General features: G+C 69.0%; 18 protein-coding genes and 1 tRNA gene. 8 read left to right on the top strand and 11 right to left on the bottom strand.

What is annotated here, in order from left to right; all coding sequences use genetic code 11:
• Positions 1-92: 92 nt before the first annotated feature.
• The 3 genes from CKO28_RS18840 to CKO28_RS18830 all read right to left on the bottom strand — a co-directional run bounded on the left by CKO28_RS18840 (position 93) and on the right by CKO28_RS18830 (position 1,956).
• Complete coding sequence (locus CKO28_RS18840; protein WP_200342359.1) at positions 93-683, bottom strand: hypothetical protein; 591 nt, start codon at positions 681-683, stop codon at positions 93-95.
• Positions 680-1,759: a tyrosine-type recombinase/integrase gene (locus tag CKO28_RS18835; protein WP_200342358.1), complete on the bottom strand. Its 1,080-nt coding sequence runs from the start codon at positions 1,757-1,759 to the stop codon at positions 680-682. The genes CKO28_RS18840 and CKO28_RS18835 overlap by 4 nt, the downstream gene beginning before the upstream one ends.
• Positions 1,760-1,870: 111 nt before the next feature.
• A tRNA-Leu gene (locus CKO28_RS18830) sits at positions 1,871-1,956 on the bottom strand.
• A gap of 263 nt (positions 1,957-2,219) precedes the next feature.
• Between CKO28_RS18830 and CKO28_RS18825 the strand changes: the two genes are divergently transcribed.
• The gene (locus tag CKO28_RS18825) at positions 2,220-2,966 is read left to right on the top strand and encodes a ZIP family metal transporter (RefSeq protein ID WP_200342357.1); all 747 of its coding nucleotides are present in this window, start codon (positions 2,220-2,222) and stop codon (positions 2,964-2,966) included.
• 200 nt (positions 2,967-3,166) lie between these two features.
• The gene (locus tag CKO28_RS18820) at positions 3,167-3,832 is read left to right on the top strand and encodes a glutathione S-transferase family protein (protein WP_200342356.1); all 666 of its coding nucleotides are present in this window, start codon (positions 3,167-3,169) and stop codon (positions 3,830-3,832) included.
• 213 nt (positions 3,833-4,045) lie between these two features.
• On the opposite strand, the gene CKO28_RS18815 is transcribed toward CKO28_RS18820, so the two are convergent.
• A complete protein-coding gene (locus tag CKO28_RS18815) occupies positions 4,046-4,423 on the bottom strand; it encodes a hypothetical protein (RefSeq protein ID WP_200342355.1) in 378 nt (125 codons plus the stop codon).
• Between the two features lie 133 nt (positions 4,424-4,556).
• Here CKO28_RS18815 and CKO28_RS18810 point away from each other — a divergent pair, with 133 nt between their 5' ends.
• Positions 4,557-4,985, top strand: coding sequence for a MarR family transcriptional regulator (locus CKO28_RS18810; protein ID WP_200342354.1), 429 nt, complete (start codon positions 4,557-4,559; stop codon positions 4,983-4,985).
• Between the two features lie 28 nt (positions 4,986-5,013).
• On the opposite strand, the gene CKO28_RS18805 is transcribed toward CKO28_RS18810, so the two are convergent.
• Together CKO28_RS18805 and CKO28_RS18800 are read right to left on the bottom strand one after the other, a co-directional pair.
• On the bottom strand, positions 5,014-8,094 hold the full coding sequence (locus CKO28_RS18805) for an efflux RND transporter permease subunit (RefSeq protein ID WP_200342353.1): 3,081 nt from the start codon (positions 8,092-8,094) through the stop codon (positions 5,014-5,016).
• A gap of 5 nt (positions 8,095-8,099) precedes the next feature.
• Positions 8,100-9,260, bottom strand: a complete 1,161-nt coding sequence (locus tag CKO28_RS18800) for an efflux RND transporter periplasmic adaptor subunit (protein ID WP_200342352.1) — start codon at positions 9,258-9,260, stop codon at positions 8,100-8,102.
• A 196-nt stretch (positions 9,261-9,456) separates the two neighbouring features.
• On the opposite strand from CKO28_RS18800, the gene CKO28_RS18795 reads away from it, so the two are divergent.
• The 5 genes from CKO28_RS18795 (at position 9,457) to rpmB (ending at position 13,549) form a co-directional block, all read left to right on the top strand.
• Positions 9,457-10,890 (top strand): FAD-binding oxidoreductase, encoded by a 1,434-nt coding sequence (locus CKO28_RS18795; protein WP_200342351.1) that lies wholly within the window; start codon positions 9,457-9,459, stop codon positions 10,888-10,890.
• Between the two features lie 252 nt (positions 10,891-11,142).
• On the top strand, positions 11,143-11,454 hold the full coding sequence (locus CKO28_RS18790) for a MarR family transcriptional regulator (protein WP_200342381.1): 312 nt from the start codon (positions 11,143-11,145) through the stop codon (positions 11,452-11,454).
• Positions 11,455-11,531: 77 nt separating this feature from the next.
• A complete protein-coding gene (locus tag CKO28_RS18785; protein WP_200342350.1) occupies positions 11,532-12,014 on the top strand; it encodes a VOC family protein in 483 nt (160 codons plus the stop codon).
• Positions 12,011-13,051 carry a methylmalonyl Co-A mutase-associated GTPase MeaB gene (gene meaB / locus CKO28_RS18780; protein ID WP_200342349.1) on the top strand — a complete coding sequence of 347 codons (1,041 nt, stop codon included), beginning with the start codon at positions 12,011-12,013 and terminating at the stop codon, positions 13,049-13,051. The genes CKO28_RS18785 and meaB overlap by 4 nt, the downstream gene beginning before the upstream one ends.
• 195 nt (positions 13,052-13,246) lie before the next feature.
• Positions 13,247-13,549, top strand: a complete 303-nt coding sequence (rpmB, locus tag CKO28_RS18775; protein WP_200342348.1) for a 50S ribosomal protein L28 — start codon at positions 13,247-13,249, stop codon at positions 13,547-13,549.
• Between the two features lie 86 nt (positions 13,550-13,635).
• Here rpmB and CKO28_RS18770 read toward each other — a convergent pair whose 3' ends face one another.
• The 5 genes from CKO28_RS18770 to CKO28_RS18750 form a co-directional block, all read right to left on the bottom strand.
• Entirely contained in the window at positions 13,636-14,592 is a 957-nt protein-coding gene (locus CKO28_RS18770; protein WP_200342347.1) for an esterase-like activity of phytase family protein, read from the bottom strand.
• A gap of 269 nt (positions 14,593-14,861) precedes the next feature.
• Complete coding sequence (locus CKO28_RS18765) at positions 14,862-15,845, bottom strand: HpcH/HpaI aldolase/citrate lyase family protein (protein ID WP_200342346.1); 984 nt, start codon at positions 15,843-15,845, stop codon at positions 14,862-14,864.
• Positions 15,846-15,974: 129 nt separating this feature from the next.
• Positions 15,975-16,922, bottom strand: a complete 948-nt coding sequence (locus CKO28_RS18760) for a site-specific tyrosine recombinase XerD (protein WP_200342345.1) — start codon at positions 16,920-16,922, stop codon at positions 15,975-15,977.
• A gap of 104 nt (positions 16,923-17,026) precedes the next feature.
• The gene (locus CKO28_RS18755; RefSeq protein ID WP_200342344.1) at positions 17,027-17,269 is read right to left on the bottom strand and encodes a hypothetical protein; all 243 of its coding nucleotides are present in this window, start codon (positions 17,267-17,269) and stop codon (positions 17,027-17,029) included.
• Positions 17,270-17,547: 278 nt separating this feature from the next.
• On the bottom strand, positions 17,548-17,792 hold a 245-nt coding region (locus CKO28_RS18750; protein ID WP_200342343.1), incomplete at its 5' end, for a hypothetical protein.

Genomic DNA, 17,792 nt, shown 5'->3' with positions numbered 1-17,792 from the left:
TCCTTGGTCTCTCCGTTTCCATGATTTGCAGTGGGATCAGATCAAACCCGAGGAGGGTGGTTCATGAACTACCGTAGACTTCGCCGGCTATATTACGCGGCTATTTTTTGGGCCACGGCCGCCAGATTGATGTCGCCGGTCGGTTCCTTCTTGCTCGGCCGGCCGCGATGACGCGGGCTGATGCCCGTCAAATACTTACCCTTAATCGTTTCGGGTGCACGCGGTGGGATAACATCCGTTCCGGTATAGTGGGGGAGCTGTGCTAAGAGTTGCGCCATCTCGTCGAGCGTGATCTCCGGATGGTCCTGCCAGATCGTCTGCGCTGCCAACCTGTAATGATAAAAAGCCATCTCAGCTTGGGACGCGTTTCCCGAGAGGTGGCCACCGTTCTCCCACGCCTCGTGTAGTTTCGGACTCACGTGGTATCGCTTCGCAAGACGGCGCCGGATGATTGTGCCGGGGCCGAAGCGCGGTTCGTCGTCAGTCCCTGCTACAGCCGTAAGCTGACCTGTAATGTATTCTTTTTTGAGCCAGTAGTACGTTTGGGAAACTGGGGTCTTGATCTTCTCCCCGATCGGCACGTCTTCACGGTCCGGATCGTGCCCGTGAAGCAGCAATGCGGCCTCGCGTAACGACCAGGTCGGCGCGGTGGCCCAGGCCGCCAGAAACAGCGGCGAGGTCATAGCTCCTCCGTGTTTCTGTCTGTGGGCATGACCTCCTGGCTCATCCGTTCCACGACATCGGCTGCGTGCTGCTCCGAGAGGTGTGCGTAGCGCTGCGTCATCTGGAGGGACTTGTGTCCCAGAACTGCGGCGATTTCGGCCACTGACGCGTTGTTCATCGCCAGATACGACGCGGTGGTGTGCCTGAGGTCATGGAATCTGAAGTCCTGGAGGCCTGCCAATTCGCGAGCCGCCTCCCAAGCGGCCCGGATGTCGATCGGTTTGGTCCCGTCGGCGTTCGGGAAAACGTAGACAGCGTCTGAGGTGGCGTCAGCCTGGAGCGGCTCGAGCTGCTCACGAGCCGGCCGCGGTAGTGAAACAGGCCGCCGCTCATCGTTCTTCGTATCATGGAGGATGACCCGGCTGCGTTCCAGGTCCACCTGGTCCCAGGTCAGGGACAGCAGCTCGCCTTTCCGCATTCCGGTTAGCATAGCGATCAGCACGATCGGGTACAGGAGCGGTTCGCGACTCTCCTTGCAGGCGTTCAGTAGCCTGACGCGCTCGGTCTCGTTGAGATAGCGAACACGCCCTTTAGGCTCTTTCAGCTTGCGCACACTGCTCATGGGCGAGTGCTCGAGCCACCCCCATTCTTCGGCACCCACTTTGAGAGCGTGGCCCAGCGCCGCAAGATAACGATTCACGCTGCCCGGACTTCTCTTCCGGTCGCCGCGGACGGTGTCGGCGGCGATGTTGTCGCGGGCTTCAGCTACCGCTCCGGGCGTCAGTTCGGCGAGGACGATATGGCCCAGTTCCTCGCGCCAGCGTTCCAGTTGTCGCCGCTGGTGTTCCTGGGATCGCTTTTGGGGAAGGACCGACTTCTCGTACCGATCGATCAGATCGGCGACGGTGCGCCTTTTCGCCTCAGCCGACCGAAAGTGCCGGTTTTCCTGGATCGCCGCCTCTTGTTGCGCGGCCCACCCTTCAGCGTCGCGTTTTCGGTCGAATCGAGCTGTTTGTGTTCGAACGCCCTTGCGCCGAACTTGAACCTTGTACCGGTTTCGTCCGTCGCCATCCTTGAGCTTCTGTATAGACGCCATGTTGCAGCCTCGGTGCTGCTCTTGTCTGTTGCACTTGTCTGTTGCACCACCAGTGCACCATGGCAGACGTTCGTTCAACCCGTCCAAACTGCAAAATCCGCAGTATCCGCGTGGTGCGGGCGGGGGGACTCGAACCCCCACGGCCTGTGGCCCCGGGATTTTAAGTCCCGTGCGTCTACCGGTTCCGCCACGCCCGCGTACCCGTGCGACCGGCGCGTCGGGGCGGACGGCCGGCCAGGATCGGGCGCTCTCTATAGCAACCGTGGCGCGGTGTTTCTAAGGGATTCGCGACACCGGCCGGGGTCCGATGGCCCATAGAGATTAGAAGCGTTCTAAAATAGGAGTCGTGCCCGCGCGGCTGTCTGTGCTACACCGTGCGCCCTGGCGGTCCGGCGCCGAGTCATCCGTCAGGCGGGCCGGCCGCATGTCATCGCCGAGAGCCCCCGGAGCCGCGCCCGTCATGATCGACACCAGCGTCTGGACGGTCTTCGTCGCCGCCCTGATCACGGCGATCGCGACCGGGCTGGGCGCGTTGCCGTTCCTGTTCGTACGCAACCTGACCCGCCGCTGGGAGGCGATCGGCAACGCGGTCGCCGCCGGGCTGATGATCGCCGCCTCGATCGGGCTGGTGAAGTCGGGCGTCGAGCTGTCGACCCTGCGCACCCTGCTCGGCATCGCGCTCGGGGCGGTCTTCATGTACTACAGCCACAAGCTGATGCACGCCCGCGAGGACCTGACGCTGGGCGAGCTGACCGGGGCGGACGCGCGCAAGGCGCTGCTGATCGTGGGCGTGATGACCATGCACTCCGCCGCGGAGGGCATCGGGGTCGGCGTCTCGTTCGGCGGCGGCCAGGACCTCGGCGTGTTGATGACGATCGCGATCGCGATCCACAACGTCCCCGAGGGGCTGGCGATCTCGCTCGTGCTGGTGCCGCGCGGCGTGTCGGTCCTGATGGCCGGCTGGTGGAGCGTGTTCTCCTCCCTGCCGCAGCCGATCCTGGCGATCCCGGCGTTCATTTTCGTCTGGCTGTTCCAGCCGCTGCTGCCGGTCGGCCTGGGCCTGGCGGCGGGCGCGATGTTCTGGATGACCTTCTCCGAGATGATCCCGGAGGCGCGCGCGGAAGTCGGCCGGATGACCGTGATCTCCGCGGTCGCCGGCTCGATCCTGGCGATGGCCGGGCTCGGCTGGGCGGTCGGCGGGCTTTAAGACCAGATGCCGGACGGTGGCGCCACCTTCGGCGATCTTGCCTTCAGGGGGCACGCCAAGAGGACGGCGAAGGTGACGCTGAACGTCGAAGCGGTCTGCAGCGATTTCGCCGTAAGCCGATATCAACCCTGTAACGGGTATGTGTCGCGCGCCGCCCTCACTTCCGCCGCGCGGCGCGAGCGTGTAGGCTACCGGACGCCATGCGCGTGCTCTATCACACCCCCTTGCACCCCGGATGCCGGAAGGTCCGCCTGCAGCTGCAGGAGAAGGGCCTGGCGTTCGAATTGAAGACCGAGCAGACCTGGCAGCGCCGGGAGGGCTTTCTGCGCCTGAACCCGGCGGGCGAGGTGCCGGTGCTGGTCGAGGACAGCGTCGTGATCGCCGAGGCGCCGGTGATCTCGGAGTTCCTGGAGGAAGCGTACCCGGAGACCGACCTGCTGGGCGCCGACCCGTTCGCGCGGGCGGAAACGCGCCGGCTGGTCTGGTGGTTCGACGCCAAGTTCCACGAGGAGGTCACGCGCAACCTGGTCGACGAGAAGATCCTGAAGCGGCTGATGCGCTCCGGCCAGCCGGACAGCCAGGCGATCCGCTGCGGCCACGCCAACGTCGGCTACCACCTGGAATACATCGCCTGGCTGTGCGACCGGCGCACCTGGCTGGCCGGCGACGGCTTCTCGCTGGCCGACGTCGCGGCCGCCGCGCAACTCTCCGCCGTCGACTACCTGGGCGATGTGCCCTGGGAGGCCGTCCCCGGCGCCAAGGACTGGTACGCCCGGGTCAAGTCGCGGCCCTCGATGCGCGGCATCCTGGCCGAGAGCATCCCCGGCTTCCCGCCGCCGGCGCACTACGCGGATCTGGATTTCTAGGGTAGGTCGGACGGGCCTCGATTCCCCTCCTCCACGTGGGAGGAGGGGTTAGGGGAGGTGGGACCACGGCCATCCATGCCGTGCAGACCACCTCACCCTGGCTCTCTCCTCCCACGTGGAGGAGAGGGGACCCGCTTCGGGCGCTGCGGCTCCGCGCGCTACGGGGCCGCTGGCATGAGATCCTGGATTGCCGCCAAGGCCCGCCGCCGCGCGTCAGCCCGCCGGCATGGCCTGTCGCCCGGCGGCTTTCCATTGCAGCACGGCGAATACGCCGACTGGGGCCGTGACCGCGAGCGCTGCGGCGATGCCGGCGCCCGTCGTGATCCAGGTGCCACTCGCGATCAGCGCGAGCGTCCCGGCCACCCAGGCCGCGTCGCCGAGGGCGAAGTAAAGCAGCTCGACGCGCCCTGGACCGCGCTTCGCCGACCAGAGCAGGTGCGCCCCATTCAACAGCAGCACGGCGCCCAGCGCGGCGACCGGCCAGACCGGCGGGCTGCCCAGAAAGGCGGCGACCGGGCCGGGCAAGGCGAGGAACAGCGCCCCGAAGCCGAGACAAGAGCCGGCGTTGGCCCGCAAAACGTTGGTGATCATCGATCAGTCTCCTATATTGTCAACGGAGTTGACGTTCCACCCGGGAGAAAAGTTGTCAACTAAGTTGACGAAGCCGGCGGACACGAATTCGTGCGCCGACCGTGAGGCGGACGGGGCGAGCCACGCCCCGACGATGGCCGATAGCCGGATGCTGCGGCTGTTCCAGGCCTGCCGCCGGCTGCAGGAGCGGCTGACCGAGACGCTGGTCGCGCGTCTGCGCGACCGTGGCTACCCCGGTGTCACGGCTGGGCATTTGACGTTTTTGGCCGAACTGGAGTGCGGCGAGAACCACGCGGCCGAAATCGCCCGGCGCACCGGGATCTCCCGCCAGGCGGTGCACAAGCAGGTGAAGGAACTGGCGGCACTGGGCTTGCTCGCCGAGCGGCCGGACGCACGCCGGCGTAACCGGCGTACCATCGTCTTCACCGACCCCGGCGTGCAAATGATTGCCGACGCTCGCGCGATCCTGGCGGAGATGGATGCGGAACTGCCTTCCGCCGCCGGCCGAGCTACGGCCGAAGACGCCGCGGCGTTTCTCGACGAAGCAGCCGCACGCTTTTAACCCGACAGTGGAGAGCCGGTGCCGGCGGTTACTCCGCCGGCACGGCGTCCGCGCTGCTGGGCTCGGCTTCGTGGCGGCGGGCCAGGTAGGTGTAGAAGGCCGGCACCACGAACAGAGTGAAGATCGTGCCGATGCCGATCCCGCTGGCGATCACCAGGCCCATCTGGAACCGGCTGACCGCGCCCGGGCCGACGGCGTAGATCAGCGGCACCACGCCCATCACGGTGGCGGCGGTGGTCATCAGGATCGGGCGCAGGCGCACGCCCGCGGCTTCCTCGATCGCTTCGCGCTTGGAATAGCCCGCGACCTGCAGCTGGTTGGCGAACTCCACGATCAGGATGCCGTGCTTGGCGATCAGGCCGATCAGGGTGACCATCCCGATCTGGGTATAGATGTTGAGCGACACCCCGGCCCAGGTCATCGCGAGCAGCGCGCCGCCCACCGACATCGGCACCGAGACCAGCATGATCAGCGGATCGCGGAAGCTCTCGAACTGCGCGGCCAGCACCAGATAGATGGTCAGCAGCGCGAACCCGAAGGTATAGACCAGCGACTGCCCCTCCTGGACGTACTGCCGCGACGCGCCCTTGTAGCCGATCGTGTAGGACGACGGCAGAATCGCCTCCGCCTCCGCGCGCAGGAACGACAGGGCCTCGCCCATCGACACGCCGGGGGCAGGGATCGCCGAGATGGTCGCCGCGTTCAGCTGCTGGAAGCGCTTCAGCTTGCGCGGCCGCGGTTGCTCGCTCAGCGAAACCACCGTCGACAGCGGCACCAGCTCGCCGGAGCCGGTGCGCACCTGGTAGTCCAGCAGCTGCTGCGGGTTGATCCGTGCCTCCCGCTCGGCCTGCGGGATCACCTTGTAGCTGCGACCCTGTAGGGCGAACCGGTTGACGTAGTTGGAGCCCAGCATGCCCGCCAGGGTCTGGCCCAGTTCGGCCATGTCGATGCCCATCGCGCGCGCCTTGGTGCGGTCGATCTCCACGTTCACGCTCGGCCGGTCGAACTTCAGGTCGGACTGCGCGAAGGCGAACAGCGGGCTCTGCAGCGCGATCCCGGTCAGCGCTTGCGAGAACTCGTAGATCTGCGCCGGGTCCTGGATCGAGCCGATCACGAACTGCACCGGCAGCCCCCCGCCGGAGCCGGGCAGCGGGGGCGGCAGGAAAGCGGCCGAGCGGATCCCTGGGATCTCTGCGAGCGCGGCCTGCACCTTCGGCTTCAGCTCCATCGCGGTGATCTCGCGCTCAGTCCACGGCTTCATGTTCAGCCCGGCGATGCCGGTGTTGCTGGGCGCGGCGGAGGTGCCGCCCGACAGGCCGTTCAGCTGGAAGATGTGATCGGTCGCCTCGAACCGGTTGAAGATTGGGACGATTTGGTCGGTCCACATCCGGAACTGGCCGATCGAGGCGTTCGGCGCGCCGGTCGACTGCGCGATGATGATCCCCTGGTCCTCCTTCGGCGCCAGCTTGGACGGCAGGTTGGTGTACATGTAGTAGCAGCCGACCAGCACGCCGAAGCCGAACAGGACGATCAGCACGCGTGCGTTGAGCGCGACGTGCAAGACCTTCTCGTAGCCTTGCTTCAGCTTGTTGAACGCGACATCCAGGCCGTGCACCAGCCCCTGCTTGCCGATGTGCGGGCGCAGGATCTTGGAGCACAGCATGGGCGAGAGCGTCAGCGCGACGATGCCGGAGATCACCACCGCCCCGGCGAGCGCGAACACGAACTCCTTGAACAGCGCGCCGGTCAGGCCGCCCATGAAGCCGATCGGCGCGAACACCGCGGCCAGCGTGCCGGTCATCGCCAGCACTGGCGTCGCCAGTTCGCGCGCCCCCTTGATCGCGGCGTCGAACGGCTTCAGCCCCTCCTCGACGTGGCGGTGGATGTTTTCGGTCACGATGATCGCGTCATCCACCACAAGACCGATCGCCAGCACCATGGCGAGCAGCGTGAGCAGGTTCAGCGAGAAGCCCATCGTCCACATCATGAAGAACGCGCCGATCAGCGACAGCGGAATCGCGATCACCGGGATCGCCACGGTGCGGATCGAGCCCAGGAACAGGAAGATCACCACCACGACGATGGCGATCGCCTCCGCCAGGGTCTTCACCACCTCATTGATTGAATCCTGGATGTAGACGGTCGAATCGTAGGCGATCGCGCCCTGCAGCGAAGCGGGGAAGGCCTGCTTGATCTCCGGGAAGCGGTCCTTGACCTCGCCGATCACGGTCAGCGGGTTGGCGCCCGGCTGCACGTTCAGGCCGATGAAGGTCGCGGTCTTACCGTCGTACTGGGCGCCGCTGTCGTAGTTGGTCGCGCCCAGCTGCACGTTGGCGATGTCGGACAGGCGCACCACCGTGCCGTTGCGCTCCTTCACCACCAGCTGCCTGAACTGTTCGGGGTCGCTAACGTTGGTGTCCGCGGTCAACGACACCCGGATCATCGGGCCCTTGGTGTTGCCCACACCGGCCAGATAGTTGTTCTCCGCCAGCACCCGGCGGACGTCTGCCGGGGTGACGTCGAGCGCGGCCATCTGGTCGGGCTGGAGCCAGATCCGCATGGCGAAGGTGCGTCCGCCCAGCACGTTGGCCGCCTCGATCCCGGGCACGGCTTCCAGCTTCGGCTGGACCTCGCGCCGCAGGTAGTCGGTGATCTGGTTGCCTTCCATCTCGCCGGACGAGAAGGCCATGTACATCGCCGCGGTGGTCTGGCCGACCGACAGCTTGATCGCCGGATCCTGGGCGCGCTCGGGCAGATCGCTGCGGACCTTGTCGATCTGGGCGGAGATTTGGGTCAGCGCTTCGTTCGGGTCGTAGTTCAGGCGCAGGCGCGCCTGGACCGTGCTCACCCCCTGGATCGAGGTCGAGGTGATGTAGTCGATCCCGCTCGCGCTCGAGATCGCGCGCTCGATCCGGGTGGTGATGAAGCCCTTGATCAGCTGCGCGCTGGCGCCGGGATAGGCGGTCGTGACCGTGACCGTGGCGTTCTGCGTCTCCGGGTACTCGCGCACGTTGAGCAGGGCCAGCGCGCGCAGGCCGAGCGCCAGGATCAGCAGGCTGACGACCGTCGCCAGGACCGGGCGCTTGATGAAGATGTCGGTGAATCGCACGGCGCTTACGGCTCCTCGACCTGGACCTCGGCGGCGTCGATCGGCGAGGGCCCGTCCTTGATGCGTACCGGCACGCCTTCGCGCAGCTTGATCTGACCGCTGGTGACCACCGTCTCGCCGCCGCTCAGGCCCTCGGTGATGGCGATCTGAGTGCCGCGCTGGCCGCCCGTCTCAACCCGCGTCTGCGTCACCGTCGGCGGCCCCGCGCCGCCGTCCTGCACGACGAAGACGGAGGAGCCGTAGGGGTTGGTGACGATCGCGGTCTGCGGCAGCGTGACCAACCGCTTCGGGTCCCCCGTCTGCAGGCTGACGCGGGCGAACATGCCCGGGCGCAGGCGGCGGTCCTCATTCGCCAGCGCCGCCTGAACGGTGTAATTGCGCGTGGATTCGCTGATCGCCGGATCGATCGCCGTGACCTCGCCGGTGAAACGCGTCTCGGGGTAGGCGTCGACGCGCACCTGAACCGTCTGGCCGGGCTTGACCCGCGGCAGCGTCTGTTCCGGCAGGCTGAAGTTGACGTTGATTGGGGTCAGATCCTGCAGCGTGACCAGCGGCTGGCCCGCCTGCAGGTACTGGCCGACATCGACCTCGGTGATCCCGAGCTGGCCGGCAAACGGCGCGCGCACCGTCTTCTTGTTGATCCGGGCCTGCTGCTCGGCGATCTGTGCGTCCAGGCTCTGATAGCGGGCGCGGGTCTCGTCCAGGCGGGCCTGCGAGGTGTTGCCCTGCTTGAACAGCCGTTCCGCCCGGCGGTACGCGGCCAGCGCCTGGCGGCGCTGCGCCCGCAGCGCCGCCAGCTGCGCCTTCAGTTCCGGCGCCCGCATGCGCACCAGCATGTCGCCCTCGGCGACCGTCGCGCCCGATCTCATGCCGACCTCGGCGACGACACCGTTGATCTCCGGGGTGACAGCGATGCTGTGCTCGGCGCGCAGCGTCCCAGTCGCCGACAGGGCGGGCTGCCAGGCGCTGCGCTCGGCCGTCGATGCGGTCACGGTGGGCGGCGGCCGGCCGCCGCCCGAGGCCTGCTGGGCGCGGTCGCCGGCCAGCATCGGTTGCAGGTAGCCGCGGTAGCCGTAGAACGCACCCGCGCCGACGCCTGCGATCAGCAGCAGGGTCAGCAGCGTTTTAAAGGCGCGTTTACCGGCGGATGGGCGTCGTTCGGCCATCGTTGGACGGGGTCTCCTCGCACGTTGGGGTGACCGGGTCGTGCGGCTTTGGCGTCGCAACAGCGCAGGGGGTGCGGGGCGGCGCAGGGGCGCGCCCGCGCGAAGGCGTCGATGCCTGCCGGACCTAATAGCCACACGAGCTATGTCAATTGTGCACCTACTGGCGAACGCCGCGGGGGTGGCCTAAGTTCCGGGCATGGCTCAACCGTCGCTACAGCCGGAAATCCTGTCACGTCTGCGTGAGGTGCTGGAGCCGCGTCACATCGTCACGGACGCGGATGAACTGGCCCCGCGCCTGATCGACTGGCGGCGCAAGTATACCGGCGCGGCGCAGGCGCTGGTCAAGCCGGGCACCACGGCGGAGGTCGCAGCGGTGGTGCGCGCCTGCGCCGATACCGGCACGCCGATCGTCCCGCAGGGCGGCCACACCGGCCTGGTCGGCGGCAGCACGCCGGATCTGGACGGCCGCGCGGTGATCCTGTCGAGCGAGCGTCTGACCCGGATTCGCGACGTCGACCCGCTGAACAACACCATGACGGTGGAGGCCGGCTGCATCCTGCAGACCCTGCAGGCGGCGGCCGCGCGGCACGACCGGCTGTTCCCGCTGTCGCTGGCCGCGGAGGGGACCTGCCGGATCGGCGGCAACCTGGCGACCAACGCCGGCGGGCTGAACGTGCTGCGCTACGGCAACGCCCGCGACCAGGTGCTGGGGCTGGAGGTCGTGCTCCCCGACGGCCGGGTCTGGGACGGGCTGCGCACCCTGCGCAAGGACAACACCGGCTACGACCTGAAGCAGCTGTTCGTGGGATCGGAAGGCACCCTCGGGATCATCACCGCGGCGACGCTGAAGCTGCAGCCGCAGCCGCTGGAGACCGCGACCGCGGTCTGCGCGGTGCGCGACCTCGACGCCGCGCTGGCGCTGCTGGGCCGGTGCCAGCAGGCGACCGCGCAGTCGCTGACCTCGTTCGAGCTGATCCCGCGCCTGGGCATCCAGCTGTCGCTCCAGCACGTCGCCGGCAGCGTCGACCCGCTGGACCGGGCATACGACTGGTACGTCCTGGTCGAGGCCAAGGGCGGCCACGGTGACGGCGGTCTCAAGGCCGCGCTGGAAAGCGCGCTGATGCAGGCCTACGAGGATGGCCTGGTGCTGGACGCCGCCCCGGCGGAAAGTGCCGGCCAGGCGCAAGCCTTCTGGCACCTGCGCGAGGCGGTGGTCGAGGCTCAGCGCCACGAGGGCGGCTCGATCAAGCACGACATCGCGGTGCCGGTGTCCAGCGTTCCGGCGTTCCTGGCCGAGGCGACCGCCCGGGTGCACGAGCTGGTGCCCGGCGTCCGCCCGGTCCCGTTCGGCCACCTCGGCGACGGCAACCTGCACTTCAACCTGACCCAGCCGAAGGGGGCCGACACGCAGGCGTTCCTCGCCCGCTGGGACGAGGTGAACGCCGCCGTACACGACATCGTTGCGTCGTACCGCGGCTCGATCTCCGCCGAACACGGCATCGGCCAGATGAAGGTCGCCGAGAACGCCCGCTTCAAGCCGCCGATCGAACTCGAACTGATGCGCACCCTCAAGCGCAGCCTCGACCCGCAGAACATCATGAATCCGGGCAAGGTAATCGACGTCGGATAGGGGCGGCAGTCCCGAGGTATCCCCGTCCTCCTCCAGTGGGAGGGCAGTCCTGACTTATTCCCACCTTCCAATGGCGTCGAGGGAACCCGCCGAAACGTCGGTCGTGCCCAACCAAGACGCTGGCGAGCGCCCGCCACCTCAGGTAGTATCGTTGCGGTCGTGTAACGAGTTGCGGGCGGAGTGGTGGCGGAGTCGTGGCGGAGCCAGGGGGGAGTCGTGGCAGCGGTGCAGTTGGATCCGAGACAGGCGTTGATGCTGTGGCACGCCGTGGTGCTGGCCGGCATGGCACGCGGCCAGCCGGACCTGACCACCCGGCAGATGGCGGTGCTGCTGCAGGTATTCATGGCCGACCCGCCGCACACGGTGCGCGGGCTGGCCGCGACACTGGGCGTGTCCAAGCCCGCGATCACCCGCGCCGTGGACCGGCTGGAGGATCTGGGCTTCGTGCGCCGGCGCAAGGACGAGGCGGACAAGCGCAGCGTGTTCGTCCAGCGCACGGTCAAGGGCTCGGTCTTCCTGCGCGAGTTCGCCGACCTGGCGAGCGAGAAGGCCGCCGAGGTTTAGCGCCGCCCGCGTCGCTGGAACCGACCCGCCGCCGCCCTTGGCCAGCCGCGCAGGCGCGCGCTAGGCTCATCGGCGTCATGCCCCCAAGCATCACCCACATCGCCCTGCACGTCGCCGACGTTGAGGCCTGCATCGCGTTCTACGCGGACGTCTGCGGCCTGCGGATCGTGCACGCCCGGCCGTCGGGGTCCTATGACGGCCGGGTCGTCTGGATGGCCGCGCGCGGTCAGGAGGGCCGCTTCGTGATCGTGCTGCTGCCGGGCGGGCCGGGCGCCCAGCGCGCGTCCGGCGATTTCTCGCACATCGGCTTCGCGGTCGAGCGCGCCGCGGCGGTCGACGAGATGGCGGAGGTCGGCCGGGCGCGTGGCTGCCTGATGATGGAGCCGGTCGACCAGGGCTATCCGGTCGGCCGGTTCGTCTGCCTGACCGATCCCGACGGCAACGTCGTCGAGTTCTCCTACGGCCAGCCGCTCGGCCCCGGCGCGCCGGCGCTGGAGGACGACGGCGACGACGACGCGGGCGCCGGCCACCGTGCCCCCGGCGGCGGGAGTACGCGATGAGCCGGCACGACCCGGCGGCGCTGGCCGAGCGCATCCCCCAGGGCGACCGGCGCGCGCTCGCTCGCGCGATCACGCTGGTGGAGAGCACCCGCGACGATCATCGCAAGCTGGCGGAGGATTTGCTGGAGCGCCTGCTGCCGCTTACCGGCGGCTCGGCGCGCATCGGCATCTCGGGCGTTCCGGGCGTCGGCAAGTCGACCTTCATCGAGACCTTCGGCCTGCATGTGATCGAGCAGGGCCACCGGGTGGGCGTGCTCGCGGTCGATCCGACGTCCTCGCGCTCCGGCGGGTCGATCCTGGGCGACAAGACCCGGATGCAGGAGCTGTCCCGGCACCGGCACGCGTTCGTGCGGCCGTCGCCCACCGGCGGCACGCTGGGCGGCGTGGCGCGGCGGACGCGCGAGGTGATGCTGCTGTGCGAGGCCGCCGGTTTCGACGTCATGCTGATCGAAACGGTCGGCGTCGGTCAGTCGGAGACGGCCGTGGCCGACATGGTCGACCTGTTCATGCTGCTGCTGCTGCCGGGCGGCGGCGACGAGCTGCAGGGGATCAAGAAGGGCATCTCCGAGATCGCCGACCTGCTGGTCGTCAACAAGGCCGACGTAGATCCCAACGCCGCCAACGCGGCCGCCAGCGAATACCGCAGCGCGCTGCGCATGCTGCGCCCCGCCTCCGACAGCTGGCAGCCGCCGGTGCTGACCGCCGCTGGGCTCTCCGGCCGGGGCGTCGACGATGTCTGGGCCAAGATTCGGGAGTACCGCCAGGCGATGGACACAAGCGGCGACCTCGCCAAACGCCGGGCGGGGCAGGCGCGCGCCTGGATGTGGAACGAGCTGGAGGAATCGCTGATCGCCGCGTTCAAGAAGCACCCGGAGGTCGCCCGCGACCTGCCGGAGCTGGAACGCGCGGTGACAGCCGGCGACCTGCCCGCCGCCGCGGCGGCGCGGCGGCTGCGCCGCACCTTTCTCGGCCATGCGCCGGATACGGACGATGCCGCGGCAAAAGGCCGGACCGATCGACAGGAAGGCGCCGCATGACCGCCACGCCTTGCAGCCTTGACGCCGCGCGCGCGAGCGCTTAGAAACCGCGTCCGTTGGCTGGCACGCGTGCCGGCCGCTGAGGTATTGGGGCCCGGAGCCGGGCCGTCCGGTTGGCGCGACACGACCCGCGCCCTGGACGCTGGCCGCCGACGCACCACGCACACCACGAGCAAGCAAGCGGGATCGAACGCCATGGCACGCCGTTGCAGCTTCACCGGCAAGGCGGTTCAGGTTGGCCACAACGTCAGCCACGCCAACAACAAGACGAAGAAGCGGTTCCTGCCGAACCTGCAGGTCACCTCGCTGTACAGCGACACCCTGGACGAGATGGTGCGCGTGCGCATCGCCGCGAAGGGCCTGCGGACGATCGAGCACAACGGCGGGATCGACCAGTTCCTGCTGACCTCGAAGGACAAGGACCTCGGCCCGGACGCGCTGAAGATCAAGCGCCGGATCGAGAAGGTCCAGGCCAAGCAGCAGGGCGTCGCGGCCTAACCAGGCCACCTCCCTGGATGACATGATGGCCCGCGGGGTGCGCCCTCGCGGGCCATTCTTGTGCGTGTGTCCGGCTGGTCGGCGCGTTATCGCGGGCGCAGCGCGAACTCCAGCAGCAGGGTGCGCTGGACGAAGTTGAAGTTGTCGTCGGACACCAGGTACACGCGGGTTTCCCCGGCCACGGTCCGTGCCGCCACCCCTTCGAAGTTGTCGACGATATAGGGCGCGCGGAAGTGCGCCAGCACGGGCCCGTCCAGCCGCGCGCCGGGTTTGACCGTCTCCAGCGGGATGTGCCGCAGGCGTACACGCGCGCCGGCCAGCGGGTTGTAGGCGCGGGTCAGGACCAGGAGATCGCCGTCCGGCAGCTGCGCCGCCCCGGTCGGCTGGTAGCCCGGCCGGCGGGCGAAGGTCAGCGCGCGCCAGCGGCCATCGGTCCCGCGCAGCCAGCCGGTGTAGTCGCGGTCGCCGTCGTCCAGGCGTCCCTCGACCAGCAGCAATAGGCGGCCGTCGGCCAGCTGGACCAACGCCTCGGCGCCCTTGTTGCCGCCGGCGCGCGCCAGGCCGCCGGGCTCGGGCACACGGACAGCCGCGGCCTCGAGGCCGTCCGGGTAGGCGCGCAGGCGGTGCAGCTGTTCGAAGCCCACCACCGGCACGCCGTCGATCAGCGCGAGCGATTCGCCGTCCTTGTGCCGGCCGACCGTGACCGGATCGCCGTCCAGCTTGCGGTACGCCCCCATGCGCACGTCCGCGAGGCCGGCCAGCCGGCCGTCCTCCAACACCGGCCGGGCGTCGAACCAGTGCCCCTTGTCGCCGGCGATCAGCAGCCGGCCGTCGGGCGTGAAAGCGAGGTCGCTGAGCCCGCCGAAAGCCGGCGCGTCGGAGCTCAGCGAAAAGCCCGCCCGCCAGGCCAGTGCGCCGATCGACGTCACGTCCCGGTCGTCGTGCAGCTGGGCGGTCGAGGCGTCCACCTCGATGCTCGTCGCATGGCCCGCCGGCGCGCTGAACAGCAGGGCGGCGAGCAGGCTGGCGCACAGGCGCGACATCGGGAACCTCTGTAATGAACTCGGGACGCTGGCGCGTTATTCGAAATACAGACGCACAGGTGCAGGACCGGTGGAAACTGGCGTTAGCGGCGGGTCCCTCTCCCTTGAAGGGAGAGGGTAGGTGAAGGTGGGACTCCGCGGCGGCCGGCGGGGACTCCCACCCTCACCCTCCCACGCCCTGTCGGGCGCGGGTCCCTCCCTCTCCCCTCAAGGGAGAGGGGAAGGGTCGCTCGGCATGAGAAGCCCGCGCCGAGCGTAACCCCCTCGGCTCACCCCTTCCGGGCGATCATGTCGGCCTTCTTGACCAGCTGCCCGGCCTGCCGGATCGAGGCGAAGTCGATCAGCTTGCCGTTGAGCGTGACCGCGCCCTTGCCTTCCTTCTGCGCCTGCTCCATCGCCTCCAGGATCGCGCGGGCCTGCGCGACGTCCTTGTCGCTGGGCGCGTTGATCTCGTTGGCGAGCGCGATCTGGCTGGGGTGGATCGCCCACTTGCCCTCGCAGCCGAGCACGGAGGCGCGGTTCGCCTGGGCGCGGAAGCCGTCGGCGTCGGAGAAGTCGCCGAACGGGCCGTCGATCGGGCGCAGGCCGTTGGCGCGCGCGGCCACCACCATGCGCGCGATCGCGTAATGCCACATGTCGCCCCAGTGGTAGGCCCGCGCGCCGCCGTCCTCCGGCGTGTCGGTGAGCACGCCGTAGTACGGGTTGGGCCCGCCGATCGCGGTCGTGCGCGCCTTGGTCGAGGCGGCGTAGTCGGCGACGCCGAAGTGCAGGCTCTCGTTGCGCGGGCTGGCGGCGGCGATCGCGTGGATGTTCTGCATGCCGAGCGCGGTCTCGATGATCAGCTCGAAGCCGAGCTTCTTCTTGCGGCCCATCGCCTGCTCGACCTGGGTCACCAGCATGTCGACCGCGTAGACGTCCTCGGCCGTGCCGACCTTGGGGATCATGATCAGGTCGAGCCGGTCGCCCGCGTTCTCCAGCACGTCGACCACGTCGCGGTACATGTAATGGGTGTCGAGGCCGTTGATCCGCACCGACACCGTCTTGTCGCCGAAGTCGAGCTCGTTAAGCGCCTGGATCACGTTCTTGCGCGCTTGCGGCTTGTCGTCCGGCGCGACCGCGTCCTCCAGGTCGAGGAACACGACGTCCGTCTCCGACGCCGCCGCCTTGGGCAGCATCTTGTCAGCGCTGCCGGGCACGGCGAGTTCGCTGCGGTTCAGGCGCGCCGGGGCTTCGTGGATCGTCTTGAAGCTCATGCTGGACCCCTCTGACCAACTGGTTTTCGCGGGCGCAAAACGTGCCGCCTTGCCCGCACCTTTGCAAGCCGGGCGCGGCGACGGTCGCCCGCGGGCGCCGCCGACTGGCCCGGCCGCGCCGCGCGCCGGTCAGTCCTGCAGCAGGCCGTCCAGCTGCACGCCCGCCAGCGGATGGCGCGCGCCGACCAGCGCCTTCAGCCGGGCGTCCAGCACATGGGTATAGATCTGGGTTGTGGAGATGTCGGCGTGGCCCAGCATCTGCTGCACCGAGCGCAGGTCGGCGCCGTGTTCCAGCAGGTGCGTGGCGAACGCGTGGCGCAGGGTGTGCGGCGACACCTTGCCGGGATCCACGCCGGCCGTGCCGGCCAGCTTCTTCAACTTCTGGGCGAACGCGGCGCGGGTCAGGTGGCCCTCGCCCTGGCGCGCCGGGAACAGGTAGGCGTTCTTGCGCGTCCCCAGCCAGCCGTCGCGCACCGGCAGCCAGGCGCCGACCGCCGTGCGCGCCGGCTGGCTCAGCGGAACCATGCGCTCCCGTCCGCCCTTGCCGCGGACCACCAGCATGCGCGGGTCGCGCCGGACGGCATGGACGGGTAGGGCGACCAGTTCGCTGACCCTGAGGCCGGTGGCGTACAGCAGTTCCAGCATCGCGGTCAGGCGCACGCCCTCGACGCCGGTTCGCGCCGCGGCGGCTTGCAGCAGGGCGTCGACCTCCGCCTCGCTCAGCACCTTGGGCAGGGAGCGGCCCTGGCGCGGGCCGTCCAGCGGTTCGGTCGGGTCGTCGCTCCGGCGCCCTTCGGAAAACAGGAAACGATAGAATTGCCGGAAAGTCGACAGGCGGCGGGCGACCGTGCGCGGCGACAGCTGCTGTGCCGCCAGCCAGCCCAGATAAGCGCGCAGGTCGTCCGCTCCCGCGGTTTCCAGGCATTCGCCGCGCGGACCCAGGAACCCGGCCAGCGTGCCCAGATCGTGCAGGTAGGCGAGGCGGGTGTTCTCCGCGGCCGCGCGCTCCCCGCCCAGCATCTCCAGGAACCGGTCGGCGGCGTTCAGGTCGCGCTGGGACAGCAGGTCGGCGGACATGTCGGAGCGTCTTCCAGGGCGCCGGAACGGGGCATTCCGGCCGACCGTAACCCGGCCGACCGTAACGATGCGCCCGGCGCGCGTGTGGGCCAAGCGATTCGCGCTTAATCGCCAGCGACGCGCTGCCAGACCTGGCGCGAGACATGAACGACCAGGGCGTGCAGGCAGTAGCGCTGGTAGGTCTGCCGCGCGGTCTCCGGATCGATGCCCAGCCAGCTGCGCCGGCCGTGCCAGTCGACACGCCGGTAGCCGTTGCGGGTCACCGCGAGTTCCACCCGTTCCCGGCCGTAAGCGCGCGATCGGATCGTCTGCGCCGGGCCGTGGCGATCGCTCGCCGTCTTGGTCATGGCCGATCCCAGCCATCACGAGCGCCCGCCACCGGCTTGCCGAGCCGCTCCGGCCGGCCGCGGCGGTCGGCGGGCGCGTCACCACACCCGGGCCGCGTCGAATTCGGCCCACCCACCCAATATAGAAAGACCCGGCGCCAGCGGCCACGTCCAAGGTCCAAGATCGTGCCCGCCGCCGGCCCCGTGTCGTCGCAGGACAGGGAGCCATGGCGGGCGGGGGCGGGCTAGAGCAAAATCGATGAAGGTCGCGTCGACCTTCATCTTGCTCTAGCCCGCTGTCAGACGCCCTGGTAGATCGCCGCCTGCACCGCCAGCGTGTGCGCCGCGTCGTCCAGCCCGACCTGCTTCAGCGCCGTCACCGCCGTGCCCAGCGCCGCCGGGTGACAATCGCTCAGGTCCTGCGGGGCGACCACCAGCAGGGTCAGCAACACCGTCTCGCCACGGCGCCTGGCTTCGCCGGCTTCCTGGAGCGCGTACATCAACGCGGCCGGCGGGGCCGGCTGGGGGGCGGCGGGCGTGTCCA

The sequence above is a fragment of the Rhodovibrio sodomensis genome, assembly GCF_016583645.1.
GTDB classification, from domain to species: Bacteria; Pseudomonadota; Alphaproteobacteria; order Kiloniellales; family Rhodovibrionaceae; genus Rhodovibrio; species Rhodovibrio sodomensis.
The sequence above is the reverse complement of the archived record's forward strand: the minus strand, read 5'-3'. Positions and strand labels throughout refer to the sequence as shown.

What these genes read in the sequence shown, in the direction of transcription:
- CKO28_RS18840 (WP_200342359.1), bottom strand. Translation starts at nt 683, where the DNA reads ATGACCTCGCCGCTGTTTCTGGCGGCCTGGGCCACCGCGCCGACCTGG.
- CKO28_RS18835 (WP_200342358.1), bottom strand. Translation starts at nt 1,759, where the DNA reads ATGGCGTCTATACAGAAGCTCAAGGATGGCGACGGACGAAACCGGTAC.
- CKO28_RS18825 (WP_200342357.1), top strand. Translation starts at nt 2,220, where the DNA reads ATGATCGACACCAGCGTCTGGACGGTCTTCGTCGCCGCCCTGATCACG.
- CKO28_RS18820 (WP_200342356.1), top strand. Translation starts at nt 3,167, where the DNA reads ATGCGCGTGCTCTATCACACCCCCTTGCACCCCGGATGCCGGAAGGTC.
- CKO28_RS18815 (WP_200342355.1), bottom strand. Translation starts at nt 4,423, where the DNA reads ATGATCACCAACGTTTTGCGGGCCAACGCCGGCTCTTGTCTCGGCTTC.
- CKO28_RS18810 (WP_200342354.1), top strand. Translation starts at nt 4,557, where the DNA reads ATGGCCGATAGCCGGATGCTGCGGCTGTTCCAGGCCTGCCGCCGGCTG.
- CKO28_RS18800 (WP_200342352.1), bottom strand. Translation starts at nt 9,260, where the DNA reads ATGGCCGAACGACGCCCATCCGCCGGTAAACGCGCCTTTAAAACGCTG.
- CKO28_RS18795 (WP_200342351.1), top strand. Translation starts at nt 9,457, where the DNA reads ATGGCTCAACCGTCGCTACAGCCGGAAATCCTGTCACGTCTGCGTGAG.
- CKO28_RS18790 (WP_200342381.1), top strand. Translation starts at nt 11,143, where the DNA reads ATGCTGTGGCACGCCGTGGTGCTGGCCGGCATGGCACGCGGCCAGCCG.
- CKO28_RS18785 (WP_200342350.1), top strand. Translation starts at nt 11,532, where the DNA reads ATGCCCCCAAGCATCACCCACATCGCCCTGCACGTCGCCGACGTTGAG.
- meaB (WP_200342349.1), top strand. Translation starts at nt 12,011, where the DNA reads ATGAGCCGGCACGACCCGGCGGCGCTGGCCGAGCGCATCCCCCAGGGC.
- rpmB (WP_200342348.1), top strand. Translation starts at nt 13,247, where the DNA reads ATGGCACGCCGTTGCAGCTTCACCGGCAAGGCGGTTCAGGTTGGCCAC.
- CKO28_RS18770 (WP_200342347.1), bottom strand. Translation starts at nt 14,592, where the DNA reads ATGTCGCGCCTGTGCGCCAGCCTGCTCGCCGCCCTGCTGTTCAGCGCG.
- CKO28_RS18765 (WP_200342346.1), bottom strand. Translation starts at nt 15,845, where the DNA reads ATGAGCTTCAAGACGATCCACGAAGCCCCGGCGCGCCTGAACCGCAGC.
- CKO28_RS18760 (WP_200342345.1), bottom strand. Translation starts at nt 16,922, where the DNA reads ATGTCCGCCGACCTGCTGTCCCAGCGCGACCTGAACGCCGCCGACCGG.
- CKO28_RS18755 (WP_200342344.1), bottom strand. Translation starts at nt 17,269, where the DNA reads ATGACCAAGACGGCGAGCGATCGCCACGGCCCGGCGCAGACGATCCGA.